The organism is Longimicrobium sp. (assembly GCA_036387335.1).
In the GTDB taxonomy this organism is placed as follows: Bacteria; Gemmatimonadota; Gemmatimonadetes; order Longimicrobiales; family Longimicrobiaceae; genus Longimicrobium.
In genome coordinates, this window is sequence record DASVTZ010000186.1 from 24118 (window position 1) to 50234 (window position 26117).

Annotated in this window: 19 protein-coding genes and 1 riboswitch; of the genes, 7 read left to right on the plus strand and 12 right to left on the minus strand. The window is 71.3% G+C overall.

All coding sequences use genetic code 11. The features are described from left to right. The first annotated feature begins 308 nt into the window (after positions 1-308). The 5 genes from VF647_18570 to VF647_18590 all read left to right on the plus strand — a co-directional run bounded on the left by VF647_18570 (position 309) and on the right by VF647_18590 (position 7208). Complete coding sequence (locus tag VF647_18570; GenBank protein ID HEX8454098.1) at positions 309-1910, plus strand: GAF domain-containing sensor histidine kinase; 1602 nt, start codon at positions 309-311, stop codon at positions 1908-1910. Then, positions 1903-2949 carry a tetratricopeptide repeat protein gene (locus VF647_18575; GenBank protein ID HEX8454099.1) on the plus strand — a complete coding sequence of 349 codons (1047 nt, stop codon included), beginning with the start codon at positions 1903-1905 and terminating at the stop codon, positions 2947-2949. The genes VF647_18570 and VF647_18575 overlap by 8 nt, the downstream gene beginning before the upstream one ends. A 933-nt stretch (positions 2950-3882) precedes the next feature. Beyond that, positions 3883-5580 carry a GAF domain-containing sensor histidine kinase gene (locus tag VF647_18580; GenBank protein ID HEX8454100.1) on the plus strand — a complete coding sequence of 566 codons (1698 nt, stop codon included), beginning with the start codon at positions 3883-3885 and terminating at the stop codon, positions 5578-5580. 51 nt (positions 5581-5631) lie between these two features. Next, complete coding sequence (locus VF647_18585; protein HEX8454101.1) at positions 5632-6144, plus strand: hypothetical protein; 513 nt, start codon at positions 5632-5634, stop codon at positions 6142-6144. A gap of 44 nt (positions 6145-6188) precedes the next feature. Then, on the plus strand, positions 6189-7208 hold the full coding sequence (locus VF647_18590; GenBank protein HEX8454102.1) for a tetratricopeptide repeat protein: 1020 nt from the start codon (positions 6189-6191) through the stop codon (positions 7206-7208). A gap of 365 nt (positions 7209-7573) precedes the next feature. Here VF647_18590 and VF647_18595 read toward each other — a convergent pair whose 3' ends face one another. The 10 genes from VF647_18595 to VF647_18640 form a co-directional block, all read right to left on the minus strand. Continuing rightward, positions 7574-8872, minus strand: a complete 1299-nt coding sequence (locus VF647_18595) for a pyridoxal phosphate-dependent aminotransferase (protein ID HEX8454103.1) — start codon at positions 8870-8872, stop codon at positions 7574-7576. 156 nt (positions 8873-9028) lie between these two features. Next, entirely contained in the window at positions 9029-9628 is a 600-nt protein-coding gene (locus VF647_18600) for a hypothetical protein (protein ID HEX8454104.1), read from the minus strand. Continuing rightward, positions 9612-10754 carry a 6-bladed beta-propeller gene (locus tag VF647_18605; protein ID HEX8454105.1) on the minus strand — a complete coding sequence of 381 codons (1143 nt, stop codon included), beginning with the start codon at positions 10752-10754 and terminating at the stop codon, positions 9612-9614. Before VF647_18605 ends, VF647_18600 begins: the two co-directional genes overlap by 17 nt. A 235-nt stretch (positions 10755-10989) precedes the next feature. Further along, positions 10990-11223 (minus strand): hypothetical protein, encoded by a 234-nt coding sequence (locus tag VF647_18610; protein HEX8454106.1) that lies wholly within the window; start codon positions 11221-11223, stop codon positions 10990-10992. 548 nt (positions 11224-11771) lie between these two features. Continuing rightward, a complete protein-coding gene (locus VF647_18615; protein HEX8454107.1) occupies positions 11772-13289 on the minus strand; it encodes an O-antigen ligase family protein in 1518 nt (505 codons plus the stop codon). A 117-nt stretch (positions 13290-13406) separates the two neighbouring features. Next, complete coding sequence (locus tag VF647_18620) at positions 13407-15941, minus strand: ABC transporter permease (GenBank protein HEX8454108.1); 2535 nt, start codon at positions 15939-15941, stop codon at positions 13407-13409. A gap of 142 nt (positions 15942-16083) precedes the next feature. Continuing rightward, on the minus strand, positions 16084-17685 hold the full coding sequence (locus VF647_18625; GenBank protein HEX8454109.1) for an N-acetylmuramoyl-L-alanine amidase: 1602 nt from the start codon (positions 17683-17685) through the stop codon (positions 16084-16086). A 10-nt stretch (positions 17686-17695) separates the two neighbouring features. Further along, positions 17696-19441, minus strand: coding sequence for a prolyl oligopeptidase family serine peptidase (locus VF647_18630; GenBank protein HEX8454110.1), 1746 nt, complete (start codon positions 19439-19441; stop codon positions 17696-17698). Positions 19442-19471: 30 nt separating this feature from the next. After that, complete coding sequence (locus tag VF647_18635) at positions 19472-20560, minus strand: glycosyl hydrolase family 18 protein (protein ID HEX8454111.1); 1089 nt, start codon at positions 20558-20560, stop codon at positions 19472-19474. After that, a complete protein-coding gene (locus VF647_18640) occupies positions 20557-21471 on the minus strand; it encodes a biosynthetic peptidoglycan transglycosylase (GenBank protein ID HEX8454112.1) in 915 nt (304 codons plus the stop codon). The genes VF647_18635 and VF647_18640 overlap by 4 nt, the downstream gene beginning before the upstream one ends. Positions 21472-21739: 268 nt before the next feature. On the opposite strand from VF647_18640, the gene VF647_18645 reads away from it, so the two are divergent. Beyond that, the gene (locus VF647_18645) at positions 21740-23074 is read left to right on the plus strand and encodes an AAA family ATPase (GenBank protein HEX8454113.1); all 1335 of its coding nucleotides are present in this window, start codon (positions 21740-21742) and stop codon (positions 23072-23074) included. After that, positions 23074-24330, plus strand: a complete 1257-nt coding sequence (locus VF647_18650) for a tetratricopeptide repeat protein (GenBank protein ID HEX8454114.1) — start codon at positions 23074-23076, stop codon at positions 24328-24330. The genes VF647_18645 and VF647_18650 overlap by 1 nt, the downstream gene beginning before the upstream one ends. Positions 24331-24408: 78 nt before the next feature. Here the strand turns inward: VF647_18650 and VF647_18655 are convergent, their stop codons facing one another. After that, a complete protein-coding gene (locus VF647_18655; protein HEX8454115.1) occupies positions 24409-24810 on the minus strand; it encodes a hypothetical protein in 402 nt (133 codons plus the stop codon). 142 nt (positions 24811-24952) lie between these two features. Further along, complete coding sequence (locus VF647_18660) at positions 24953-25765, minus strand: DUF5694 domain-containing protein (protein ID HEX8454116.1); 813 nt, start codon at positions 25763-25765, stop codon at positions 24953-24955. Between the two features lie 145 nt (positions 25766-25910). After that, positions 25911-26012, plus strand: a riboswitch (TPP riboswitch). The last annotated feature ends 105 nt before the right edge of the window (positions 26013-26117 follow it).

Consider the following 26117-nt stretch of genomic DNA (forward strand, 5'->3'; position numbering starts at 1 on the left):
AGGATTCATGCGCTCCTGGAGCGGGCCTCCGCGTGTAGCCGGACACGGGCAGCCACGCGGGGCTGCCCCTACAGGGGTTCGGGCGCGGGGCGGCGGTTCCTGAAGGGAGCCCGGGGTAGGGGCGTTCGGGACGGGCCGAGATCTCGTCCGGGAGTCCGCGAAGGCGGACTTTGTGCTGTTGTTGCCGCGAGTTCACTCGCCTGGGCCAGTCCGGGCCAGCCCCCCCGGCCAGCCATCCGCCGCAAACATCCCTTTCGCGTCGTGGCGCCTGCCCCTATCCTTCGGGGACACCTCTCGTACCCCACGGCATGCCCCACCGCGACACCCTGCTGCGCATCTATGAGTGCGGAGAGCCCGATGCGGCGCTCCGCGAGCTTGCGCTCGCCCTGGCGGGGCCGGAGGCGCGCCGGCGGGCGTGGTGGGTGGGGGCAAAGGGCGAGCTCAAGGGCGCCGAGCCCGCGGCTTGCCCCCCGCCCCAGGAGGTGCTCCAGGGGGTGGCGCGCGGCGCGGAGAGCGTCACGCTGGCGGACGGGCGCGAAGTGCGCATCCTCCCCCTCCGCGAGGGGGGCGCGCTGGCGCTGGCCGCCACCGCGTGGGAGGGCGAGGGGTGGAGCGAGATCGCCGATGCGTTCGGGCGGGTGGCCGGGCGCGCGGACGAGCTGAGGCGCGCGGAGGAGGAGCGCGACGAGCTCCGCCAGCGCGCCGAGGAGAGCGAGGCGCTGCACGTGCTCGGCCTGGCCGCCAACCGTACGCTGGACCCCGACGAGGTGCTGGCGCTGGTGGCCCGCTTCGCCCGCGCGCTGCTGGGCGCCCACTACGTCACCGTCAACACGGCGGCGCTGGATGGGGCGCTGCGCACCACGGCGTCGGTGGGGCTGCGTGCGCACGACGGCGAATCGGACGACCCCTTTGCGCTACGCGTGGCCGAGGCGGGGAAGCCGGTGGTGCTGGAGGGCGAAGAGGTCGACGCCGAGCCCTTCCACGCCGCCGAGGGGATGCAGGCGGGGGTGGGCGTGCCGCTCTCCCTCTTCGGCGAGACGTTCGGGGCGCTGGTGATCGGCTACCGGCGCGCCTACGAGCCCGCCCCGCGCGACGTGCGCCTGGCCCTGACGCTGGCGGGGCACGCGGCGGTCGCCATCGGCAACGCGCGCCTGCACCGCACGCTGGCCGAGCGCGGCGGCGAGCTGGAGCGCGCGAACGAGGAGCTGCGCTGGAGCACCGAGGCCAAGGAGCGCTTCTTCGCCTCCATGAGCCACGAGCTGCGCACACCGCTCAACTCCATCCTGGGCTACCAGGACCTCCTGCTGGACGGCGTCGTGGGGCCCATTCCGGCGGGGGCGCGCTCGTTCCTGGAGCGGGCGCAGCGGGCCACGCGCTCGCTCCTCCTGCTGGTGAACGACGTGCTGGACCTCTCCAAGCTCGCCGCCGGCAAGATGGACCTCGTCTGCCACCCGGCACGCGTGCGCGCCATCGTGGACGAGGCGCTCGCCACCGTCGAGCCGCTCGCCGTGGCGCAGGAGATCACCGTGGAGGTGGTGTCGGCCGATGCCGTTCCGCTGATCTCCACCGACTCGGACCGTGTACGCCAGATCCTTCTGAACCTCCTCTCCAACGCGGTCAAGTTCACCGACCGCGGACGGATCACCGTGTCCATCGAGCCGGTGGCGGAGGGGGTGGAGGTGCACGTGGCGGACACGGGGCGCGGGATCGCGCCGGAGCACCAGGAGCGCATCTTCCACGAGTTCGAGCAGGTCCCGGGCTCCAGGGTGAGCGGCGGCACGGGGCTGGGGCTCCCCATCTCCCGCAAGCTGGCGCGGCTGCTGGGGGGCGAGCTGCGGGTGAAGAGCACGCCGGGCGAGGGCTCCGTCTTCACCCTGCGCCTTCCGCACGCGGTGCCGGCGGATGACTGAGGCGCTCTCCCCCGTCCGGCTCACGCAGCTCGCGTCGGACCAGGAGCGGCTGGGGCACTGGGACGAGGCGGCCGGGCTGTACGCGCGCGCCTTCCGCGAATCGCTCCACTCCGGCGCGGTGGAGCACGCGTCCGATGCCCTGCGCGGGCAGGCGCGGGTGCGCAACCGCGAGCGGCGCTGGGACGAGGCGGAGGAGCTGGCCGAGCTGAGCCGCGAGATCGCGGAGCGGGCCGGGCTCGCGCGCGCCGCCGCCCGCGCCGTCAACGTCGTCGGCCTCATCCGCCACGCCCGCGGCGACTGGAGGGGGGCGCACGCCTTGTTCGCTCGCGCCCATGAGCTGGCGCTGGACCTGGGCGACGACGAGCTGGCCGGCTTCGCCCTCCAGAACACCGGGGTGATCGCCAACCTGATGGGCGACCTGCGCGAGGCGCGCACGCTGTACCTGGAGTGCATCGGCTCGTTCGTGCGCTCGGGGAGCAGCGCGAGCGCCGCGCTGGCGTACAACAACCTGGGGATGGTCTGCGGCGACCTGCACGAGTGGATGGAAGCGGAAATCTTTTACGCGCGCGGCATCGAGATCGCGGAGCGGATCGGCGACTCCCCCGCCCTCGCCTTTCTCCTGTCGAACCGCTCGCAGCCGCTGATCGAGGTGGGAGACACGGAAAGCGCTCTCGCATCGCTCAACCGCGCCGAAGAGATCGCCGCGAAGATCGGAGAACGGGGGGTGCTCTCCGACGTGGCGCGCTACCGGGGCGTGCTGGCGCTGCGCACGGGCGACGAGGCCGGCGCCGAGGAGTCGCTGAATCAGGCCCTGGATCTGGCCATGGGGCCCGGCCAGGAGGTGGAGCGCGCGGCCGCGCTCCGCGAGCTGGGGGAGCTCCACCGCAGGCGCGGGCACACGGCCCAAGCACGAAACGCGTTCACGGAAGCGCGCACTCTTTTCGCGGGGCTGGGCGCCGGGCGAGACGTCGCGGAGATCGACAATCGCCTCGCGCGGCTTCGCGAATCAGAGCCAACCCTCCAGACCGTAGAGACTTAGCTTCTCACCCACCCCACCGTCCGTTTCCCGCCGTAGCACTTGGGCACACCTCCTGCTATACTGATTTTCACACGCAGGAAACGATGTACCAAGGAGGGCTCAATGGTCCGTGGGACGCGCATTGCGATGGTGCTGGGGGCGGTGGTTCTTCTCGCCTCGGCATGTGGTACGGACGGGGAAACGCCGTTCTCGCCGGAAGCGAAGCCGGCGTTCGACGGACTTCCGACGGGCGGGAACGTGACGGGCGGGGGGAGTACCGGACCGCAGTCCACCACGTCGTCGAGCACCACGTCCGGGACGACTGCGCCGGCCGACACCACCCTCACAGTGGGTCGCGGGCTCCCGACGGGCGGGAACTAGACGGCACGGATTCGAAAACCGGCAAGAGGCCCGCGCACCAGCTGCGCGGGCCTCTTTTGCGTGCGGGCGGGCGGGCCCCCTCGCCCGCTCGTCACCTCGCGGCCCCTCCCCCAAAACTGCCTGGGGGAGGGGCGGATGCGTGCATCCCCGCCCGTCGCGCGAACCTGTGCGGCGCACCCATCCGCGATGTGCACCGAAAACCCGTAGGGGCGGACCTGCGTGTCCGCCCTCCCTCTCCCCCGCCGCGATCTCCGCGCATCACACAAAAACCCGTAGGGGCGGTCCCGCGTGGCCGCCCGTGCCCCGCCTCGCTCCGCCCTTCCGCCCCGCGCGCCGATACCTGGTGCGGCACTCGTGTCCCAGCGGCGCGCATGCACCCCGCAGCTTCCCGCCGCAAATTTACGCCCCGGCAAACAGCCGTGTCCGTCGCGGGAGCATAAATCCATCAGTAACGAACACTTGCGATCTACGCACCACCCGGAAACCGTGGCGTCGTCAAAGGGGCGAACACGGCACGGAACGTGTAGCCCCTCCAAACCGCCCGTCGGCAGATCCTCACACTCGGGTGGTACCATGCTTTCCGCCCTAGCTCCACGCTCCACGCCCCCCCAAGAGGGGGACCTCCTCCGTGCCGCCCTTCGCGCCGGGTGCCAGGACGACCCCGAGAGCGCGCTCTGGACGCTCGCCGAGTCGCTCCACGACGCGCTCGGCCTCCACTGCGCGCTGTGGGTGGACGCGGACGCGGAGAGCGTCGCCGCCTATCCGAGCGGGATGGAGGCGGGGGCCGGGGTGCGCGGGGTAGCGGCCCAGGCCGTGGTCGCGGAGAGCTACTCCGCGCACTCGCTGGGGAGGGAGATGGAGACGCGCTTCCCTGGCGCCGAGATCCAGGTGCTCCCGCTGGCCAACTCCCAGGGCGCGCTCCTGCTGGCCGCCCCGGCGGGAGCGTTCGAGGATCCGGACGCGTGGGCGCCGCTGGCCGAGACGCTGGCGACGGTGCGCGCGCGGCACACGCAGCTCGTGGAGGCGCGCGAGGAGTGCAGCCGCCTGCGCGAGCGCGCCGAAGAGACCGAGGCGCTCGACGTGCTGGGCCTCGCCGCCAACCGCACGCTCGATCCGGACGAGGTGGTGGGGCTGGTGGCGCGCTTCACCCGCACCCTGCTCGGCGCCGACTACGCCGTCGTCAGCACGGGAGAGGGCGGGCACCTGCGCGCCTGCGCGGGGGTGGGCATCCAGGCGGCGCTCCCCTCCCCCGAGGACGATCCGCTCGCCCGCTGCGTGGTGGAAGCCGGCAAGCCCGTGTACCTGGGCGACGGCGAGGAGCTGCGCGCGGACGACTTCACTCTGCACGCCACGGAGGGGATGCGGGCGGGGCTGGGCGTGCCGCTCTCCCTCTTCGGCGAGCACTTCGGCGCGCTGGTGATCGGCTACCGCGAGCCGTACCGCATCACCCGGCAGGACGCGCGGCTCGCCGTAACGCTGGCCCGCCACGCCGCCGTCGCCATCAGCAACGCGCAGCTCCACCGCGCCGTCGAAGAGCGCTCGCGCGAGCTGGAGGGCGCGTACGAGAAGCTGAGCGAGCTGTCGGCGGTGAAGGAGCGCTTCTTCAACATGGTGAGCCACGAGCTGCGCACCCCCATCAACTCCGTGAAGGGGTACGGCGACCTCCTGCTGCGCGGGGCGGCGGGCCCGCTTCCGGACCGGGCGAAGCTCTACCTGGAGAGGTCGCGGACCGCCACGCTGACCCTGATGGAGCTGATCAACGACCTGCTGGACTTCGCCAAGCTGGACGCGGGGCGGATGGAGGCGTCGCTGGAGCCCTGCCCCCTGCGCGAGCTGATGGATGCGTCCATCGCCGTGGCGGAGCCGCTCGCCAGCGCCCGCGGCCTGCGCCTCCGCTCCGAGCCGGGGGAGGGCGCGCCGGTCCTGCGCACCGACTCGAGGCGGGTGAAGCAGATCCTCACCAACCTCCTCTCCAACGCCATCAAGTTCACGCCCGACGGCGAGGTGGTGCTCGCCGCGCGCGCGGATGGGGAGTGGATGGAGCTACGCGTCTCCGACACGGGGCGCGGCATCCCCGCCGAGCACCTGGACCGCATCTTCGAGGAGTTCCATCAGCTCCCCGGCTCGGAGGGGACGGGGCTGGGGCTCCCCATCTCGCGAAAGCTGGCGCGCCTGCTGGGCGGCGACCTGCGCGTGGAGAGCGAGGTGGGCGCCGGATCGACCTTCATCCTCCGCATCCCCGGCGTGCTCCCCCCGCGCCACGACGACTAGGACCCGCCCCGCGGGGCGCCTTCTCCTCCCCTTTTCCCACCGGATTCCACTATGCGTACCCTTCATCGCGCCATTCTCGCCTCGCTGCTCCTCGCCGCGTGCAACGGGTCCAACAACCCCGTCGCCCGCGGCCCGTACATCGCCCAGTGCGCGAGCACCGCGGGGCCGGCCGGGACCGACTCCGTCGTCGCCAACGATGCGGGGAGCGCCACGCTGCAGGTGCGCGGCGCCGCCGGACAGCACGTGCTGCAGGTGCCCGCGGGCGCGGCGCAGCCGGGGACGGTCTTCATCCTCACCGCGCTGCCGGCCCCGCGGGTGGGGGTGGAGGCGCACGTGCGCGGGCAGGAGAGCTACAGCTTCCTGAACGGCCGGCGCGCCACGCTCCGCATCAGCGCGCAGCAATGCACCCCGGAGGAATACGGGAGGCTGGCCTCTCCGACGATCCTGCGCCAGGAGCGCGACGGCTCGCTCAAAGCGGTTTCCAGCCTTCCCGTACAGGGCGAGCCGCGCGTCCTGACCGCCGAGCTCCCGTCCCTCAGCGGGTACCTGGTGGGATCCAACTGAACCGCGGGCGTAGCGTGATGTCTGCCGTGGAAGTTCCGCAAGCGATGTCCGAGCCCCTTTCCGCGCTGGCGGCGCGCGGCAAGGAGCTGGAGGTGGCCGGCCGGTGGAAGGAGGCGGACCGGCTGTACGCGGCCCTCTTCCGCCGCGCGCTGGCGGAGCGCGACCCCTCCGCCGCGGTGGACGCGCTGCGGCGGCAGGCCAGCGTGCGCGGCGGGCTCGGCAGCGTGGAGGAGGCCGAAGAGCTGGCGGAGCTGAGCTTCGAGATCGCGGAGCGCTGCGGCCTGGCGCGCGCGGCGGCCCGGGCCGTCAACGTTCGTGCGCTCCTCCTCTACACCCGCGAGGAGCTGCCCCGCGCCGCGGCGCTCTACCGCGATGCGCTGGCGCGTGCGCGCGCCGTGCGCGACGACGAGCTCACCGGGCTGGTGTGCCAGAACCTGGGGGTGATCGCCAACATCCACGGCGAGCTGGCCGAGGCGCGGGCGCTCTACCTGGAGTGCATCGCGTCCACCATCCGCTCCGGCGACCGCACCGCGGCGATGATGGCGTACAACAACCTGGGGATGGTGTGCGCGGATCTGCGCGAGTGGCTGGAGGCGGAGCTGTACATGGACCGCGCGCTGGACGTGGCGGAGCGGATCGGGCACCGTCCCGCCGCCACGCGCCTGTACCTGAACCGCGCCGAGCCGCTGATCCAGATGGGCGAGCTGCGCCGCGCCCGCGCCACGCTGGACCGCGCCGAGGAGCTGGCGGGTCCGCTGGACGACCGCGGCACGCTGGCCGGGGTGCGCCGCTTCCGCGCCGTCATCGCGCGCCTGGAGGGCGACTTCGCCGCCGCGGACCGCGAGCTGGCCGATGCCGCCATGCTCGTGGCTGGCGAGGGCCACGAGCTGGAGCGCGCCGAGATCCTGGGCGCCATCGCCCGCCTGCGCTGGGAGCAGGGCCGCCGCGACGAGGCCCGCGACGCGCTGCACCGTGCCCGCGGCTGCTTCGCCGCCCTCGGCGCCGCCCGCGAGATCCGGCGGCTGGATGAGGTGCTGGAGGGGTGGGGGGAGCCCGGCGGTTGAAACCGCTGCAACAACCGCGGGAAGCCTGCCTTCGCAGGCTCGGGGTGGGCGGGATTGGTGCGGGACGGCAATGGGTCGGCCCCGCCGCCGGGGGATGAATCCCCCGGCTGGAACTACGCGAAGACCGCTGAAGCGGTCTCGGGGACGCGGGTTGCGGTGCGCACCCTACGGGGCATCCGCGCGAACGCACGCGGAGTTCTCCCCCTCCCCCGCCCTGCGCCCCCGCAGGCGGGGGAGGGGGCCGGGGGGAGGGGGCCATGATCTCCGCCCCCTCTCTCGATGACAGGAGGGCGGAGCCCTCTCCTGTTATCGGGAGAGGGGGCAGGCGAGTGTAACGAGCCGGGGGTGAGGGCCTGGGTGAGGGCCTACTCCACCACCACCTCCCCTCGCGCCGCGCGCTCCACCAGCGCCTGGATGCGGCGCACGCCCTCGGCCACGAAGCGCTCCTCGGGGCCGAAGGAGAAGCGCGCGTAGGTGCGGAAACGGGAGGGGCGGCCGCTGCGGCGCTTGCCGGGGTTGATGTCAAAGAATTCGCCCGGAACGCAGATCACCCGCTCCTCGATCGCGGCGCGAAAGAAGCCCATGCCGTCGTTCAGCGGGGGCGGGAGGTCGGCGAGGTCGGCCCAGACGTAGAATGTGCCCTCCGGCTCCAGGTCCAGCCGCATACCGGCCGCACGCAGCCCGTCCACCAGGACGCGGCGCTTGCGGCCGAAGACTTCCTGGATCGCCTTCGTCTCCGCGCGCACCGCGTCGGCGTCCAGGAGGGGGATGGCGCTGCGCTGGAGGGGGCGGTTGCCGCCGCCGTCCAGGAACGATCCCGTGCTGGAGACCCCCTCGATCACCGAGCGCGGCCCCACCACCCAGGTGCACCGCCAGCCGGGGTAGCGCCAGTTCTTGGTGAAGCCGTCCAGGATCACGACCGGGTCCTCGTCCACGTCGTCCACGTAGCGCGCGGCGGAAACCATCCCGTCCGCCTCCGGGGCGCCCCACTGGTAGTGGCTGTAGAACTCGTCGAAGAGAAAGGTGCACTCCAGCCGCCGCGCCGCATCCACCCACGACTCCAGCTCCGCGCCGCGGATGGAGCGCCCCGTGGGGTTGCCGGGGTTGGAGAGGAGGACGGCGGATAGGCCGCGCCCCGTCACCTCGCGCTCCAGCCGCTCCACGTCGAAGCCGTACCCCTCGCTCCCCTCCAGCAGGATGGGGATGGAGGTGAAGAGCCGAAAGATGTCGAGCAGCTCCTCGTAGGCGGTGTAGTCGGGAAGGAAGTGGCCCAGGTTGATCTCGCCCAGCGCCGCCACCGTGCGGGTGAGCGAAAGGCGCCCGCCGCCGCAGATGCACACGTTCTCGGCGGTGTACTTGGACTCCTTTCCCTGGCGGTAGAGCTGGTTGTAGAGCTCGGCCACTGCGGCGCGCAGCTCGGGAACGCCGGCCACCGGCGCGTACTCCTGGTCCGCGGGGGCGATCTCCACCTCGCAGATACGCGGGGGCGCGCCGGGAAGGTCGCCCGTCTCCGGCATCCCCTGGCCTAGGTTGCACCAGTCCGGGTGCCCATATGCGTAGCCGAGGCGCGCGGCCTCGCTCATCACGTAGATCACTCCCGTGAACGGCACCGGCCGGAAGCCGGGCGCGGTGGGCAGGGGGATGTCGACTCTTCTGCGGTCCATGGGGAGGTGCGTAAGTGCGTAAGTGCGTGAGTGCGCCCGGCTCAGGAGGCACCGGGCCGCTCACGCACTTTCCCCGCCCGCCCGACAAAAAGACCCGGAGGCACGGAGAGCGGATCTCCGTGCCTCCGGGTCTCTCCGCACCCAGGCGGGTACGGCTCAGCTACTCGGCAGCGCGGCGCCACCCCGGGCCCACTGCGCGATCGCGGCCACGCCGCGAAGACGGCGCAGCAACCGCTCGGAGGTCACGTTCACGTCGCCGTCCTTCTCCGTGACGCTCCTCTGGATCACCAGGATCTGGGGCGTGGCGGCGTCACCCGGCATGTCTTCATAGACGTACTTGACGAAGGCGGAGTTGTAGTGGCCGTTCCCCGCCGTAACCTCATCGAAGTAGCCGAACCGCTTCAAGTAGTTCACACCCTTGCGGAAGTCGCTGTCGATCGCGACCCCGATCGTCGCAAAGCCGGTTTCCCTCCGCTTCGCCTCGGCGGCGACCTTCATCTTCAGATCCTCCACCAGACCGGGAAGCTCCGGCACGCTGGAGAACCTGCACGCCGAGGACCCCACGAACACGAAGAGCACCTGCTCTCCAGACGCCGAGGGCGGCGTCGGAGTGTAGTGGGCGCCCGAAGGCTCTGGCCACCCGTAGCTGCTCTGCACCCGAGGAAGCTTCCCTGCGTACGACGCGGTGCCGGACAGCAGGCAGATCACCAGGAGGAGCCCGAGCCGCGTGTAGATGCTGTTAATTCTTGGCAGCATGGACCACCACCCTCGGGAAGGGAGCGTTCTCGCTCACGGCGAACCGGTTCGCGGTCCCCGCCAGAGTCAGGGGAAGCGCGTCTCCGGCGAACGCGCCCGCGCCGGTGCGCGCGGAGACGACGTAGCTTCGCAGCTTGAACGTGGTGCCCTCCGGGGTGCGGTTCCGCCGCAGCACCTGGAAGAGGACGTGCTCATTGCCGAGATCGATGAAATTCCACCCGGCGTCCGTCTCGCCCGTCGACTTGCGCTTGAACGCGTCCTCCTGGCCGTCGCGGTGGAAGGAGGTCAGTTCCATGGACTTCCAGTCCGGCACCCGGGAAGTCCAGAGGAGCCGCCCCTCGGGCGAGTAGCCGTAAACGTACGGCACGTGCGTGTTCATCACGAGCACCGTTCCCGTGGACGCGTTGCAGCCGATGACGAGCTTGTTCATCATCATCTGAACGAGTTCGCTGCTGTCACGGTACGCCTGCCCGAAAGAACGGACCCGCCGGCCATCCAGCGTGAGCTGGTGGACCACGTGCGGAGAACCGGGCGTCCACCCGGCAGCGTACATGTGGTCGCCGCTCACGCACACGTCCTGCACCGCCGAGAGTGAGGGAAGCGTGCGGTCCAGCTCGTACCCGCCGGCTCCGCGCCGGAACACCTTCATAACCCCCGCGCGGTCGGCGACGAACACCCTTCCCCGGCTGATCGCGAGATCGTTGGGGTTGAGGAACTCGTCCGGACCCCGTCCAGGCCGGCCGAACTGTTCGGACAGCCGTCCGTCTTTCGAGTAGACCATCACCCGGTTGTAGGTGCCGTCCAGGACGAAGAGGTTGCCCAACGAGTCGAAGGCAGCGCCCTTCACCTCGCCCAGCATCTCCGCCGCCGTCCCTTTTTCCTTGCCAACCGAGAATTCCGGGGCGGCCCCCGCTAGGCGCTGCACTATCCTGGCGGCGTCGCTCCCCGGCTCTTGGGCGGCGGGGAGAAAGGTGTTCCCCACCTGGGCGGGGAGGGGAAGGTTGGCGCGGGTCGGGTGGTGGACGGCCCCGGAGGGCGCATCGGCCGATGCGCCGCAGGCAGTCAGCCAGGGGAGTGCCGCAAGGGCGAGTGCCCACAGACACGCCGGCCCTCGGCGGTGTCGCACGTGTTTCGCGTTCATGAGGTTCAAGGCAGAGTGTCCGGTTGGGGCGGGAACATCGGGAGGGGGCCGTCCCAGAGTCGGGGACTCGCGGCATTCGTTGCCGCGGCCCGCCGAAAGGGGTTCAAAATCGCTGCCGCACTGTCGCGGGGTATGGTGAGCCGGCCGGGCCGTGCTCTGGTGAAGCCGGAACGAGCCGCGGCAGCCTACGCCGAGACGTCCGCTCCCTGGCGTCTCGGTGCTACTCCGTGCCCGAACACTTCTCGGTCATGCAGGTATCCTCGCCCAACGCATTGCACTTGGTGTTGTCGTTCCCCGACTTGCAGTAGTCACCGAACCAGCCGTCGTAACAGTAGTCCTTCTCGCATTCGGCACTGGCGTGGAGCGGCGTCGGTCCGCGGAGGACTTCGCCTCCCAGTACGGCAAGACCCACCGCCGCGACAATTCCCACGACTTTCATGAGTTGCTTGATCATTTAGGGCTCCCTAGAGAGAAAAAATGGGTTGCAACAGTGTGGCAGCGTTTCGACATTGTACGTGCACGATCTTGTCTTTGCAAGGTTTTTGTCGCATGTAGTATGTACAACGCTATCGGAAGGGGACGTTCACCGTTGTACAGCAGGCGCTTAGCGAAAACCACCGGAAGATTTTTTGTCGCTTTCAGAGTAGAAATCTCGAGCTGACACGAAGTGAGTCACGATCTCTGCTCCTGGGCATCGGTGCTACTCGATGCCCGGACACTTCTCGGTACTACAGGTATCCTCCTCCATCGCGCTGCACTGGATTTGTCGTTCCCCGCCACCCAGTAGTCGCCGAAACGACCCCTCGTGGCGGTAGAGCTTCGGGCAATCAGCGCTGGCGTTGCGTGGAGCGGCGTCGGTCCACGAAGGACCTCACCTCCCAGAAACGCGAGGCCCACCGCCGCCACGATCCCCTATGACCTTTGTGAGGTGCTTGATCACTTTTGGCTCTCGAGAGAAAAATGGATCCGAAAATGGCGGGTGCCACGGGTCGGTAGGCGTTCCTACGGCCGGCCCTGCAGCCAGGGAGAGGCGCACTTCTTCCGCATCTTAGCGATGGCACTCGCGGACGGAATCCACGCTTCGGCGGCGTCGATGTGAGCCGCGGCCTCGTCACAGCGTTTCGTGGCGACGAGCTCGTTGGCGAGGAGGATTCGCGCGCGGTAGTCCCGGGGATTGATCCGCAGCCCGCGCTCCAGGGCCTCCGCACCGCCGCCGGCGTACTCTCGAACCGCGGCGAGCTCCCCCACGGACAGCGTTCCGATGGTAGCCGTGAGCAGCAGGAGCGGAACCAAGCAGGCCGCCCGCCCAGCGCGGGGCACATGCACCGCTCTGCTCCAGCCGGAAGTGGACGCACACACACCCAGCGCCAGCGCCATCCAGAACGCCGCCCCGGGCGTCATGACGAGCGCGTCCACAGTGCCCATCACGATCGCGCCGAGCGCAACGCTCCCCCCCAGCAGCACCGCGCGTAGCCGCTCGGGTGGTACGGCGTGCTCTTGCTTGACGAGCCCGGCGCATGGGGCGACAGCCGCAAGCAGGAGGAGCAGCCAGCAGAGCGCGGCCGGAATACCGCGCTCGGCGGCGAGCCCGAACCAGTCGCTCTGCGGGAGCCGAGTGACGGGGAGCAGGTTGGCGTGTTCGAAGTTGGGGTCGCCGGAGGGGCTATATTCTGGGTAGCGGATCGTCCACTGGCCCGGCCCAACTCCCAGAAGCGGGTGGTCGAAGATCATCCGGCTCGTGTTGCGGTACTGCAGCAGCCGGCCCGCGCCCGTTCCCGTTCTGCCGTCCAGCAGAGTCTCCAGCGAGTGCCGGTACGGGTGGGCGCCCCGCCAATCCAGGTCGTTGGGAAGGAGGATGGCGGCGGCGGCGGACCCGGCCGCCAGCGCCATGAGGATTGCCAAGCGCCGCGGTGCCGCCGCCCGCGCCGGCCCGGCCTCGCCGCGCCGCCAGAGCCAGAGCGTGAGGGGGACCACCACAAGCGTGCTGAGCCAGGCTCCACGGCAGCGCGACAGCGCCAGCGCGGCCATCACCGGCACCAGCGCAACCGAGTACGCCGTGAACCGGCGCCGCGTCTCCGCCGACAGGGCCTGTACCAGCAGCAAGGGCAGCCCCAGGGCCAGAATGTGGGCCAGGCGGTTGCGGTTGCCAAAGGTGCCACCGGGCCTGGACTCAATGGCCGCTACCCCCGGCGCTCCATACGCGTCGAGCAGCGACACCACGGCCGCGAGCACCACCGCGGCGGCGGCCAGGGCGAGCAGCAGCCCACCGCGGCCGGCACGCACGGCCCCTCGGCAGCTCCAGAAGACGACCGCGAAAGACACGGCGATTCCGCTGGCCGTGAGCCCGGTTGCAGGGGCGGGGGAGTTCAGCGCCGCCAGTACCGTGAGCAGCAGCGATCCCAGCACGAACAGGTCGGCCGGACCGGCGCGCAGCTCCCGGGCGGACCACGCTCCCACCAGCAGGCAGGCGAAGGCGGTGGCGTTGAGGGCGGCCGCCTTGGGGATGAGATACTCCGACACGCCGGAGTCCCCTCCCGCCACAAAGCCGAGGAAGGTCGCGCTCAGACCCAGCACGAGAATGCCGTAGCGAACGGCCTCCCGGCCCTGTCCACGCGTGTACGCCATCATGGCCGCCCGCTACTCGGCCCGCAACGACGCCATGGGGTCCACACGGGTGGCGCGCCGTGCGGGGACCAGGGTGGCGACGAGGGTGGCGGCCATGAGGATCGCCGCGACGCCCGCGAAGAGAGCGGGATCGAAAGGCTGCATTCCGTCGACGGCCGAGCGGATGAGCATCCCCGCCCCGAGCGCGAGGGTGCCGCCGATCACCACCCCAATGACGGTAAGCCGCATACCGTCGCGGAGGAACACCCTCACCACGTCCGAGTCGCGGGCACCCACGGCCATGCGGACCCCGATCTCGCGAGCGCGGCCCGCCACAGTGAAGGCGATGACGCCGTACAACCCGCAGGCGGCCAGCAGCAGCGCCAGGCCTCCGAACGCGGTGATCGCCGCGGTGAAGCCGCGCTGCAGGCGGATTTGCCGCTCGGCGGCGCTGGCCAGCGTGCGCACCTCGATTACGGGGAGGCTCGGGTCCATCCCACGAACCACGTTGCGAACCGACCGTACCACATACCCTGGATCGCCGGTGGTGCGCAGCAGCAGGTTCTCGGTGGAGCGGTCGATCTGCGTGGCGGGCGTGTAGACGTGCGGCTCGTTCCCGGCCCCCACCCGGTTCGAGTTGATCTCCCCGGCCACCCCTACCACCTCGATCAGCGTGTCGCCGGTCGCCCGCTGCACGATGAACTTGCCGATGGGGTCCTCGCCCGGCCAGAATCGGTTCGCCACCGACTGGCTCACCACCGCGACCCGCGCGGCGCCTTGCACGTCCCGCTCTTCGATGCCGCGGCCTCGGAGCACGGGGATACCCAGCGTCCGGAAGAAGCCGGGCCCCACGTTGGCCGACCAGAACGCGTTGGCATAGCCCTGTGACTCCCTGGTCGCCGGCGCGGCGGACGAGGGGTTGAAGACTCCGCGGTACATCTGCTGTCGGCCGAGCGGCACCACGGTGGGAGCGGTGGCCGACATCACGCCGGGCAGCCGCTCGCTGCGTCCACGCAGCTCTTGATAGAAGTTGCGCCGCGCCGCCTCCGAATGCCCGCGGCTACCGAGGTCCAGGGAAACGGCCAGCACGTTCTCGGTGTCGTAGCCCAGGTTGGAGCCGCTCATTCCCTGCAGCTTCCTGACGAAGAAGCCCGCCGAGACGAGCAGCACCAGCGACAGTGCGGTCTGCGCCACGACGAGCGCCCCTTGCAGCCGGGTGCGGCGCAGCCCCGTCGCCCCGTTCCCCTTGAGCACGGCCATGACGTCGCCGCGCGCCGCGTACAGCGCCGGCACGAGGCCGAACAGGAGCCCCGTGGCGGTGGTAAGCGCGATCGCGAATAGGAGGGTGGACAGGTCGGGTGAGATGTCCAGCGGCGCCACGGCCCCCTCGAAGTCGCGGAGGAGCCGCGCCTGGAAGAGCTCGGCGGCCCAAAGGGAGGCCGCCAGCCCCAGTGCACCCCCGGAGAGGGCGAGTAGAAAGGTTTCGGTCAGGAGGAGCCGCACCAGCCTTCCCTGCGCCACACCGAGCGCCAGGCGAATGCCGATCTCGCGGCGCCGCGCAATCGCGCGGGCCAACAGGAGGTTTGCCAGGTTGGCGCACGACACCAGCAGCACCAGCCCGGTGACGAGCCATGCGAAGGCGAGGAGCGGGAGGGCCCGCCGCGCGGCGGAGACGGGGAACCAGCCACGCATCGCCTCCGCGCGCAGCAGCAGCGGCTCGTACCCATCCTTTTCGCGCTCCGGTGATTCCAGGTCGATGCGGCGGCTGACGCGCGCGAGCTCGGCCTCGGCCCGCTCCATCTCCACGCCGCCGCGTATCCTGCCGGCCAGCGCGAATCCGTCGAAGCCGCGGTCCCGGAGCAGTTCCGGGCTGCCAGGTAGGAGGCCCGGGAGCATCGTGGCGGGGATCCAGAGCTCCGCCGGCTTCTCAAAGTGGGTGCCCACGAACCCTCGGGGCGCCACTCCTACTACCGTGAGCCCCACGCCGTTCACCACGACGGACTTTCCCACGACGCGCGGATCGGCACCGAAGCGGCGCTCCCACAGCCCGTGGCCGAGCACCGCGACGGCACCCTCCCCCTCCGCGCGGCTCTCGCCAGGGAAGAAGCCGCGGCCGAGAGCGGGACGCACCCCCAGGACGGCGAAGTAGTTGGCGCTGGCGAGCGCGCTGTTCACGCGCACCGGCTCCCCGCCGGAGCCGAGGTCAAGCTCGGTGGACCAGGAGGCGGAGAGGCCGTCGAACGAGCGGGTGCCCTCCACCAATTCCAGGTACTCGGGGTATGACACGTCCCCCGGCACCGCCTGCTGCACCACCCGCAGCAGGCGATCCGTGTGCGTGAGGCCGGCCGGCGCACGGAAGAAGAGCGCGTTCACTAGCCCGAACAGCCCGCCGTTCGCGCCGATGCCAAGCGCTAGCGTCAGCAGGGCGACGGCGGTGAACGCCGGTGTCTTGCGCAGCCCGCGCGCCGCGTAGCCCAGATCGCGCACGAGATCCTCCATCGCGCCTCTGAACCAGCCCGCGCGCGAGGGCTCGTCGCGCACGTGCTTCGCGGCATCACTTCCGATCATGGATTCTCCGTTAAGCCCTGAAGGCGCATTTCGCTGCGGATAGACGGTCTGGCGGGGGGAGGGCGGCTGCCAGCGGTCCCGCTGCTTGCGGGGCATCGCTGCAGTCAGCGCACGACGCAGGTATGAGATTCTGTACCAGACATTATAAAATCTTCCTCCTATCTGCGCCAGACTTGCGTCTCCGCCCCGCCCCGGGCGCAACCCGCGCCCCCGGCGCCTGCGCTCCCCGTCCGGAGTTCGTGCCCGTGGCACGGAAGAATTCCTCCAGGCCATCCGCGATCCCCTTCGCGTATGCCGCCTGAAAGCGTGGATCGCGCAGGGCCGCTTCGTGCTCCGGCAGGATGATCACGGCCCCCTCGCAGAGGATGGTGGGCATCCACGTGGAGCGCAGCACGGCAAAATCGCGGTGCACGACGCCGCCGTCGGACAGCCGCAGCCGCTGCACCATCCCCGCCTGGACAGCACGTGCCAGCGTGCGAGAAGCAGAGTTGAGGAAGAACGTGCGCGTGCCGGCTCCTAGATACGGATCGGTCTGGCCGGGACGCGAGTCGACGTGAACGGAGACCATCGCGTGTGCGTCCGCCACGCGCGCATGGCGGACGCGGGCTTCGAGCTCCACGGCCCCCGCGCCGTCGCGGGTGAGCACCACCCTGGCGCCACGCGCCTCCAGGTCACGCCGGAGCTGCCGCGCCACCGCGAGCGTCACCGACGCCTCCTGCAGCCCTGTGGGGCCGGTCGCGCCGCCGGGGGGATGCCCCGCGTCCACTGCCACCGTCAGCCCCACCAGCGGGGTGCCGCCCCGCACCGGCGGCGCGCGGCGGACCCGGAGCACGACGGCTCCGCCCTCCCAGTCCACGGCGTATCCGAAAGGCTCCGGTGCCGTCCGTATCCGGATCTGCACCCGGTCGTCCGTCACCGAGAACGCTGACACGTCGTGGACCAGCGTGTAAGCGTTTCCGCGCGCCGTGCGGCTGCCGCCGGTGCCCAAGCGGGTGCCGTAGAGGGTGAGGACGAATCCGTCCGGATCCTCCTCCACCAGCAGAGGCGGGCGGGCACTCAGGGGCACGACCACGTCCACCGACTGCGGGGTGCTTACAATGCGCGGCGCACGGGCCCGGCGGGCCAGCGTCGCGCCGTGAGGGGCGGCGTGGACGTCCGCGCTCCTGACCCAGACCTCCTGTTCCGGATCCAGGCGTACCCGGGTGAAGCCGTCGCGCTCTCCCGTGACCGTCACCAACGTCTCCGGCAGGAGGAACCAGCCTGGCGCTCCATCCGGCGACGGACGGGCGGCGACCCGCTGATCCGGGCCACCGGCCCGCGACAGCAGGGCAAGGCGTTCCACCGTGCTGGCGCGGGGCGCCTCGGGCGAACCGCCGCCCGCGGGCGCGGCGATGCGGACTAGGAGCACCACGCGCGCGGTATCCCTTCCCAGGATCGATTCGACCCGGAAGGCGGGCGCCCCCGCGTGCGGCACGGGCACACGCACCAGGAAGCTTCCGTTCGGGTGCACGCGCGCGCGCGTTCCGTTCACCGACACTCGCGCCCGGCCGCTCCCCGCCGATCCCAGCACGGTAAAGAGCCCGGCGGACGGCACGGTCTCACCGGCCTGGGGATAGACGACGCGCAGCCGCAGCGGCCCGTCGACCTGCTCGATGGGCGGCAGGGCGCCCGGCGCGCCGGTGCAGGCCACGAAGAGCGCGGCACCGACGACCGCGGCCGAAAGCCGCCGCGTAAAGCGGCGCACCCCCGCCGGGTCAGGACGTTCCGTCCAAGTCGTCGATGATGTCGGCATAGACCCGGGCCCAGCTCTCGTTGCGGTGGAAGGTGTGGCCCTCGTGCTCGAACACGCGCCAGCGCGCGCGCAGACGCTGGAAGGGTCCCCACCCGAAGAGGCCGGCGATCCTCCGCCGGGCCTCGTGGGGCGAAAGTCCGTGGTCGTTGGCACCGTGGTAGGCGCGGAGCCGCGAGGGAACCCACGCGCCCCCGGAACGCTGGCTGCACCCGGGGGCGAACTCCTCGTTCCCCGCCACCACCGACACCACGACCACCGCCCCGACCGGCTCGCGCATCTCCCTCGCGGCCTTGCCCACGAGCAGAGCGCCGTAGCTGTGGCCATACAACACGATCCGCTCGCGCGGCACGCCCATTTCCCGCTCGGCCGCCGCCACGGCCGCGAGCACGTCCCGCACACGCGCGCAGTCACCGCCGGGCGCGCGCTCAAACGACGCGCCGTAGCCGGTGGAGCCGCGGTAGTTCAGCTGTACGACGTCGATGCCGCTGCGCAGCAGGTACTCGGTCGTGCGGTCCCATCCCCGTTCCGCCTGCACCGCGGGGCCTCCATGCACACGGATGACCACCGCGCGGGCGCCGGCCCGAGGCCGCAGCGCCCGCCAGGCATACGCCGGCACCGCGAGCCCGTCCGCGGCGCGCAGGTCGATGCGCTCCGCCTGCGGAGGCGCTCCGGCGGGCCCTGTGCGTGGCGCGAGATCGCCCCGGTCTGGCACCACCGGGAGCACGCGGGCCGGGGTGATCCGCCCGCGGTGCGAGACCAGGATCGTGTCTGTGCCGCGAACCGAGCCGAGGATCCGCGCGCTCCCGGGCGGGAGCGAGAGCCTGCGGCACGCGGCCGCGCCGCCGCCGCATACCACCGGAGCAAGCTCGCTGTCCACATTCGCGTGGAACGCCCAGGCGCCGCCGCTGAGCGGCTGCAGCTCTGCGGCGTCCCAGGAGCCGCTTGCCAGGCGTTGGACGCTGCCAGTGCCCAGCTCAATGTCCACGACGCTAAAGAACTGCCTCCCCGCCTCGCGCACGGTGGCCAGCATCCGCCCTTCCCCAATCCACGCGAGCTCGTGGATCTCGGCACCCCGCGCCACCGTGTACTCGCGGGCGGAGCCGTCCAGCGAGACCACCGAGACCACGCCCCCGCTCTCCTTGCGGACCGCTGCCAGGCCGCGCCCGTCCGGCGACCAGGCGAAGCCCGTTCGGGGCTCCACGTCGGGGAGAAGCGCCTGCCAGCTACCCGAAGCCTCCGCCACTACCAGGCGGCGCGACGCCGACCGCCGTCCCGCCTGCAGGTACGCAAGCCGGTTCCCATCCGGCGACCACAGCAGCGGACCCGGGATGGAGGTGGCCGGCGCGCCGAGCGGCCGGGACGTTCCCGGCCGCACCTCCATCACCGTGGGCACGTACTCCTGGTCGCCGCCGCGGTCCATCAGGAAAGCGACCGCGTCGCCGTCCGGGCGCAGAGTGGCAGCGAGCGGCGGGTCGCCGAGGCTCCGCCGAGCGACCGTCGCACCAGTCGCCCGATCCAGCACCGCGAGCGTGAAAGCGGCGTTCTCCGCCGACTTCATGAGGAGCCTCCGTCCGTCCGGCGTCGTCCCGAGCGGTACCGGCGGGGCGGACGCCAATGAGCGCAGCGCCTCGGCCGTCCGCGCCGCGCTCGCGCCGCGGCCGCCGCACGCGGCCAGTGCGAACGCCAGGAGCGCGGCGCGGCGGAGCACCGCGGGGGGTCGGGTTCTCCGCACGCCGTCTCAGCGCCCCCGAAGCGCCTGGAACCGCAGCACCTTCCACACACCCGGATCCTCGTGCCCCATCCGCCAGGCGGAGAACCCACGCAGCCCGTAGCGCCGCACCAGGGCCAGCCGCGAGCGAAAGGTGCGCGCGTCTTCCAGCGCCAGGTGTTCGTTCACCCCATCCGTCTGCCACACCGCCGAGTACGACCTGGAGCGCGCGTCCCAGCGCGGCGCGGCTCCGTGCTCCACCATCAGCCGCACGGCCTGGCCATGGGTGAGGCCCGCCGCCCACAGCCCGGCGGTGGGCGCCTCCCCCGGCTCCGTTGGCACGGCGGACCACGCGCGCGAATACGCGGGGACCCCCAGCAGCACCTTCCCCGGAGGCACCCCCTCCGCGAGCAGGTACTTCACCGTGCTCTCCACCCAGTCGAGACCGGCGACAGGGCCGGGAGGGGTGTAGCGGGTGTGCTGGTCGTAGGCCATCAGGGTCAGGAAGTCACCCGCGTCAGCGAGCGCGCGGTAGTCGTACGCCCCGCGCCACAGGGTGTGCATCCATTGGTGATACGGCGACGCGCCTCCGGTGGCGCTCGTGCGCGGGACCACGGCGGCGCTAGCCACGCAGCCGGAGCCATGCAGCGCCCGGGCGGCCTCGCGGTAGAAGCCGGTGAAGGCGTCGCGGTCGTCCACGTGGATGTGCTCGAAGTCGAACTGCATCCCCCAGAACCGCTCCGCCGCGCAGAGGCGCGCCATCTCGCTGGCGGCGCGAGCCCGGGCGGCGGGGTCGTGCAGGAGGCGGTTGAGGACGGCGCGATCGAAGCCGGGCTGCGTCACCACCGGCATCACCCTGATCCCCCCTTCGCGCGCGACGCGCAGCAGCGCCGCGCTCACCCGCCCAGTGACCGCGCCCTGCGCGTCAACGCGGAGGGCATGCGGGGCCACGATGGTGACGTGGCGGGCGTTGCGGATGAATGATCGGACGCTGGCGTCGGAATTGACCACATACCACATGCTCTCCATGGGATAGCGCGCGGTCGCGGTGGCGGACGCACCCAGCCCCACGGCCGCCGCCAGCACGAGCACGGCCAGCGCCATGCGCCGCGGAGTCATTCGCCCAGTTCCCGCGCGAGCCCGCATCCCTCGGCGACCGCATGCGCGGCCGGGATGGCCGCCCCCATGCCGTCGTCGTGAAGCTCGGGGGCGCCGCTGCGCGCATCGGCGAGCGCCGCGCGCAGCGACACTCCGCGCCGCAGCGCGTCGTGCAGCCTGCCGGCCTGCTCCGTCGCGGCCCACCGCTCTGCCGCCCCGATGAGGCCCGACCGATACAGCTGCTCCAGGGTGCGCCGCTGGACTCGCTCGGCGCGTGACCCGTAGCCGCCGTGCAGCGAACGCCTCGGCGCGGCAATCAGGCTGGCGAGGAAGGTCGCCTCGAACGCGCCGGAGCTGGACGGCGGCTCGCCGAGGTAGTGGCGGCTGGCGGCGTCCACTCCCCACACGCCGTCCCCCCACTCAATCGTGTTCAGGTAAATCTCCAGGATCCGCTCCTTGCCCAGCCGCTGCTCCAACCTCTTCGCGATCACCGCTTCCTTTACCTTCCTTCGCATGGAGCGCTCCGGCCCCAGGAAGACGTTGCGCGCCGTCTGCTGCGTAATGGTGCTGCCGCCCATCACCGGCCCCCCCGATAGGGCGCGCGACGCAGCTTTGCGCAGCTGAGCCCATTCGAACCCCCCATGGCGGAAGAACGTGCGGTCCTCAGCCTTCAACACCGCGCACACCAGCAGGGGCGAGATGCGGTCGAGCCTAGTCCACCGGGTGATCCGGGCAGGACCCGCCGTTGCGGATTCAGCGTCGCCTAGTCGCATGTAGGCGGTGCTCCCGGGGTTCTGGCGCGCAAGTTTGTCCACGTTTGGCGGCCACAACGCCAGCACGCACGTGGCGGCCAAGCCCAGTGCCGCCGCGCACGCCAGTCGGGCCGGGGTGCAATAACGTAGCATTGTCAGGATGTAGCGTTGGGAGATCAAGGCTGAAAAAATTGCGGTGGGCCATCCCATCCTTTAGCGCCACGAGCATCCTTTCACTCTAATTGTCGCATTCCAGTATGGCAAGTATATCGTTGCGCACCCGATCTGAAGGGGATGACCAAGCCTGAGACGGTGGGGTGTGGCGCGAGTGCGTGGAGGGATCCGTCGCCGCTTCCTCCGGAGCGGCGACATCGCCTTGACCCGGCACGCGCGCTGGCTGTATTGTCGCGCTCCACACTCGCCGGGCCCCGCCACTGAAATCCGTACCATGTCCCAGACCTCCGACCGGCTGCGCGCGCTCCGCGAGGCCGTGCGCATCGCGCCGGACGACGCCACGCTCCGCCGCCTGCTGGCCGACGCGCTGCTGGGCGACGGCTTCCACGAAGAGGCGGAGGCCGAGTTCCGCGCCCTCCTGCGCCTGAGCCCCGACGACGACGCGGCGCGGCTGGGGCTGGTGCGCGCCTTCCTGCGTCAGAACAAGACCTCCGCCGCGCTTGTCGTCCTCGAGGAAGAGGTACGCGCGGGCCGCGGCGGCGCGGAGGTGCACCTCCTGCTCGTGCGTACGCTGCTGGACGCGGGGGAGATGCAGCGCGCCCGCGAGGCGTACGAGGCCGCCGTCGCCGCCCACCCCGGCGCCGCGGACGTGGAGCTCGCCGCGCGTCTGGGCGCAATGCGCGCCGGCCCGCAGCGTCCATCCGCGGTCGAGGGACCCGACGACGAGGACGACGACGACATCGCGCTCGGCATCGTGGAGCGGCCGCACGTGACGTTCGCGGACGTGGGCGGAATGGAGGCGCTCAAGGAGCAGATCGGCCTCAAGATCATCCACCCGCTCAAGCACCCGGAGCTGTACCGCGCCTACGGCAAGCCGATCGGCGGGGGGCTGCTGATGTACGGGCCTCCGGGGTGCGGCAAGACGCACCTGGCCCGCGCCACCGCCGGCGAGGTGGAGGCCGCGTTCATGGCGGTGGGGATCGACGAAGTGCTGGAGATGTGGATCGGGCAGAGCGAAAAGAACCTGGCGTCGCTCTTCACCGAGGCGCGCAGGCAGGCGCCGTGCGTCCTCTTCTTCGACGAAGTGGACGCCCTGGCCGGCCGCCGCAGCGACTTCCGGAGCGGCGCGGGAAGGTCGCTCATCAACCAGTTCCTCGCGGAGATGGACGGCATCGACGGCGGGAACGACGGCCTCCTGGTGCTGGCGGCCACCAACGCGCCCTGGCACCTGGACCCCGCCTTCCGCCGGCCGGGGCGCTTCGACCGCGTCCTCTTCGTGCCGCCGCCGGACGCCACCGCGCGCGCCGCCATCCTGGACATCCTCACCCGCACCCGCCCCGTCGAGCGGCTGGACCTGGCCAAAGTGGCCGGCAAAACGGAGGGCTTCTCCGGCGCGGACCTCAAGGCGGTGGTCGACCTGGCGGTGGAGGGGAAGCTGAACGAGGCGATCCGCGCCGGGCGCGCCATCCCCATCACCACCGCCGACCTGCTGAACGCGGCCAAGGCGATGCGTCCCAGCACGAAGGAGTGGTTCTCCACCGCGCGCAACTACGTGATGTACGCCAACGAGAGCGGCCTGTACGACGACGTGAAGCCCTGGCTGCGCTGATGGACGCTCCTTCGCAGCACCGGGAGCGCGGCTGGATCCTCGCCACGCAGGGACGCCACGAGCTGGCCGAGCGCGAGTACCGCCTGGCGCTCGCGGAGGACCCGCACGACCCGGTGACGCACGCGCTGCTCGCCATCCTGCTGGCGGAGCTGGACGAGCGCGGTGTGGAGGCGCTGGTCGAGGCGCGCGTCGCGATCCGGCTCGACCCCGAGGACGCCTTCGCGCACTTCGCCGAGGCGCACGTGCACCTGCAGGCGGAGCGCTGGGACGAGGCGGAGCGGGCCGCCCTCACCGCGATCGACATCGATCCCGACGAGCCGCGCAACTACACGGCGCTCTCCTTCGCCCACCTGGGCCGCAGGCGCTGGAAGGAGTCGCTGGCCGCCGCGGACGAGGCGCTGGCGCTGGACCCGGGGCACGCCCCGGCGCTCAACATGCGCGCCACCGCCCTGGTACACCTGGGGCGCAAGGACGAGGCAGACGCCACCCTGCACGGCGCCCTGGCCCGTGACCCGGAGAACGCGGACACGCACGCCAACCAGGGCTGGGCGCTCCTTCACCGCGGCGACCGCAAGGGCGCGCTGGAGCACTTCCGCGAGTCGCTGCGGCTGGACCCCGAGGGCGAGTGGGCGCGCGAAGGCCTGGCGGAGGCGCTCAAAGCGCGCAACCCGCTGTACGCGGGAATGCTGCGCTACTTCCTCTGGATGAACCGGCTGGACAAGCGCACGCAGTGGATGGTGATCGTGGGCGGGGTCTTCGGCTACAACGTGGTGCGCACCGTGGCGCGCAACAACCCGGAGCTCGCCCCCTGGCTGACGCCGCTCATGGTGGCTTACGGGGCCTTCGTGGTGCTGAGCTGGGCCGCGCCGCAGATCTTCAACGCCGTGCTCATGGCCAGCCGCGACGGCCGCTACGTCCTCTCGCCGGAGCAGCGGCGGTCGGGGGCGTGGATGATGGCCGGTCTGGGGGCCGTGCTGGCGCTGTGCGTGGCGGCGCTCGTCGCCCGCGGGGAGTGGGCGACCAGCGGCGCCATGCTCTTCGCCGGACTGCTGATCCCCCTGGCCGCCGCCTTTCGCGGACCGCGGGGGCGGCCCACCCCCAAGCTGGCCGCGGCGGCGGGGGTGCTGTACGCGATGGCGGCGCTCTACGTGGCCCTCACCTTCAGGGGGATCGAGGCGGCCGGCCCGCTCCTGCACCTGCCCGTCCTGCTGGGGATCATCGCCATCTCGTGGATCTCCAACCTGCGCGCCCGCTGAGGGGGTCGCTGGATGCCGTGCGGCGCCTGCCCCGCGGCCGGTCCGCCTCTGGCCAGAGCCGCGTGAGCGATTCCGCCATCAGCGAAGCCTGCGCGTCATCCCCGAGAAGATGATGCCGGAGTAGTCGTCCTCCGCGAAGACGTGGGTGGCCATGCGCCGGCGGGTGTACACGATCACCCGTGTCTTCCGCTCCTCCTGGCGCGCGACGGAGACGCGGACGATCTCGCCGTAGCTGACGAAGTTGGGTCCGGTGGTGCCGATGATGATCCAGTTCCCGGGCTCCGCCTCCCGCGCGCTCTCGATCCTGATGCGGGCGGCGCCCATCGCCTCTCGCGCGGCTGCGAGCGTGGAATCGAACGGGGCTTCGAAGACGCGGACGACGCCGGCATCCGGCGGCGCGTTCTGCACGCTGCCCACCGTGGCGCAGGCGGACGCCAGGAGCCCGGCGAGGAGCAGGATGGCGATGGTGATGCGGTTCACGCGTGTGCCTGTCTGACGAGTGGATGATGCGGCCGGCTTCCGGCGCACGCCGCTCGCGGCAGACTAGCCCCAGCGTTCGCCGGGCGCCACCCCTTCCTTCCGGGGTGGCGCCCTTTAGCGCTCGTGGGGATCCGGTGGATGGTTATCGGGCGGCAGGCTCTCCGGCGAACTCGGACAGCGTCCGCACCCGCACCGTTCCGTCGTGCCGGAAGTTCTCCCGGAGCCAGCCGAGGTGGCCGGCGCCGTAGATCACGAGAATCCGTTCTTCCGGGGACGTGATCAGCGCGCGGATGTTGTGGTGGATGCGGATGTTGCGCTGGAACCAGGCGGCGATCAGGTCGGCGCCCGCGTACTCGTACGGCTCGCCGAACTGGATCAGGGCGTAGTCGTCCGCCATGCCCTGGGCCGCCACGGACTCGGCGTTCATGTAGCGCAGCATTTCCAGGAGGGTGTGGGTCCGCAGGAAGTCGTCCTGCGCCTTCACCCGCGCGGCCACCTGCGCCTGCACCGCCGCGAACTGCTCCTGCCGGCCGTTGGCCACCGCGTAATTCCGCACGCGCAAAAAGGGGAAGTCGCCGTCCACGTCTACCGGGTACACCGCCGTGTGCCCCAGCTCCCGCGCCAGCCGAAACGCGATCTGGTCGGTCTCGTTGCGCGTCAGGGTGTACTTCCCCGCCAGATAGTCCGTGTAGCGCTGCGCGACCGCTCTGCTCCCCACGGCGGCTTCGATCGCGATCCGGGTGGGGCGGAACCTCCTGAGCACCGCGGCCAGCTCCGCCATCTCCTGCTGGCGTTTCGGCGAAAGCACGTCGTCCGCCTGCATGTTGTGGACGTCGCGCCCCGGGTTGCCCATGTGAAACGTGCCGACGATCAGGACCTCGGGACGTGCCACCGTTTGGGCCGACACCGCCGCCGGCAACGCCAGCGTCCACAGCAATACGAAGGTCTTCTTCATCTCCGCTCCAGTCACTCGTGAATTCCAGGACCCTGGCGCTGAGATGCCGGACTCCGCCCAAACGTTTGAAGCTCGGGGGCGGCATGCGGTACGAGCCGCTCCCGCGCACTGGTGCGCCCGGCGCGCCGCGATTACCTTCACATCACCAAGCCGCCAGGGGTACTTCGCTGCGATCAGCGGAGTTGAGACAGTCCCTTGGAACCTGATCCGGTTCACACCGGCGTAGGGAGCGCGGCGTGTCGCATCCGATGGACTGGTCCGCCCGCGCCGCTCACCCCGGCCGATGCGCATCCGTACATCCAGGCGCCACCCCGGAGCTCCGGCGTGGCGCCTGTTTCGTTCGCGAAGGCGC

Coding starts and splice junctions, on each gene's coding strand:
- VF647_18570 (HEX8454098.1), top strand. CDS start 309: ATGCCCCACCGCGACACCCTGCTGCGCATCTATGAGTGCGGAGAGCCC.
- VF647_18575 (HEX8454099.1), top strand. CDS start 1,903: ATGACTGAGGCGCTCTCCCCCGTCCGGCTCACGCAGCTCGCGTCGGAC.
- VF647_18580 (HEX8454100.1), top strand. CDS start 3,883: ATGCTTTCCGCCCTAGCTCCACGCTCCACGCCCCCCCAAGAGGGGGAC.
- VF647_18585 (HEX8454101.1), top strand. CDS start 5,632: ATGCGTACCCTTCATCGCGCCATTCTCGCCTCGCTGCTCCTCGCCGCG.
- VF647_18590 (HEX8454102.1), top strand. CDS start 6,189: ATGTCCGAGCCCCTTTCCGCGCTGGCGGCGCGCGGCAAGGAGCTGGAG.
- VF647_18595 (HEX8454103.1), bottom strand. CDS start 8,872: ATGGACCGCAGAAGAGTCGACATCCCCCTGCCCACCGCGCCCGGCTTC.
- VF647_18600 (HEX8454104.1), bottom strand. CDS start 9,628: ATGCTGCCAAGAATTAACAGCATCTACACGCGGCTCGGGCTCCTCCTG.
- VF647_18610 (HEX8454106.1), bottom strand. CDS start 11,223: ATGATCAAGCAACTCATGAAAGTCGTGGGAATTGTCGCGGCGGTGGGT.
- VF647_18620 (HEX8454108.1), bottom strand. CDS start 15,941: ATGATCGGAAGTGATGCCGCGAAGCACGTGCGCGACGAGCCCTCGCGC.
- VF647_18635 (HEX8454111.1), bottom strand. CDS start 20,560: ATGACTCCGCGGCGCATGGCGCTGGCCGTGCTCGTGCTGGCGGCGGCC.
- VF647_18645 (HEX8454113.1), top strand. CDS start 21,740: ATGTCCCAGACCTCCGACCGGCTGCGCGCGCTCCGCGAGGCCGTGCGC.
- VF647_18650 (HEX8454114.1), top strand. CDS start 23,074: ATGGACGCTCCTTCGCAGCACCGGGAGCGCGGCTGGATCCTCGCCACG.
- VF647_18660 (HEX8454116.1), bottom strand. CDS start 25,765: ATGAAGAAGACCTTCGTATTGCTGTGGACGCTGGCGTTGCCGGCGGCG.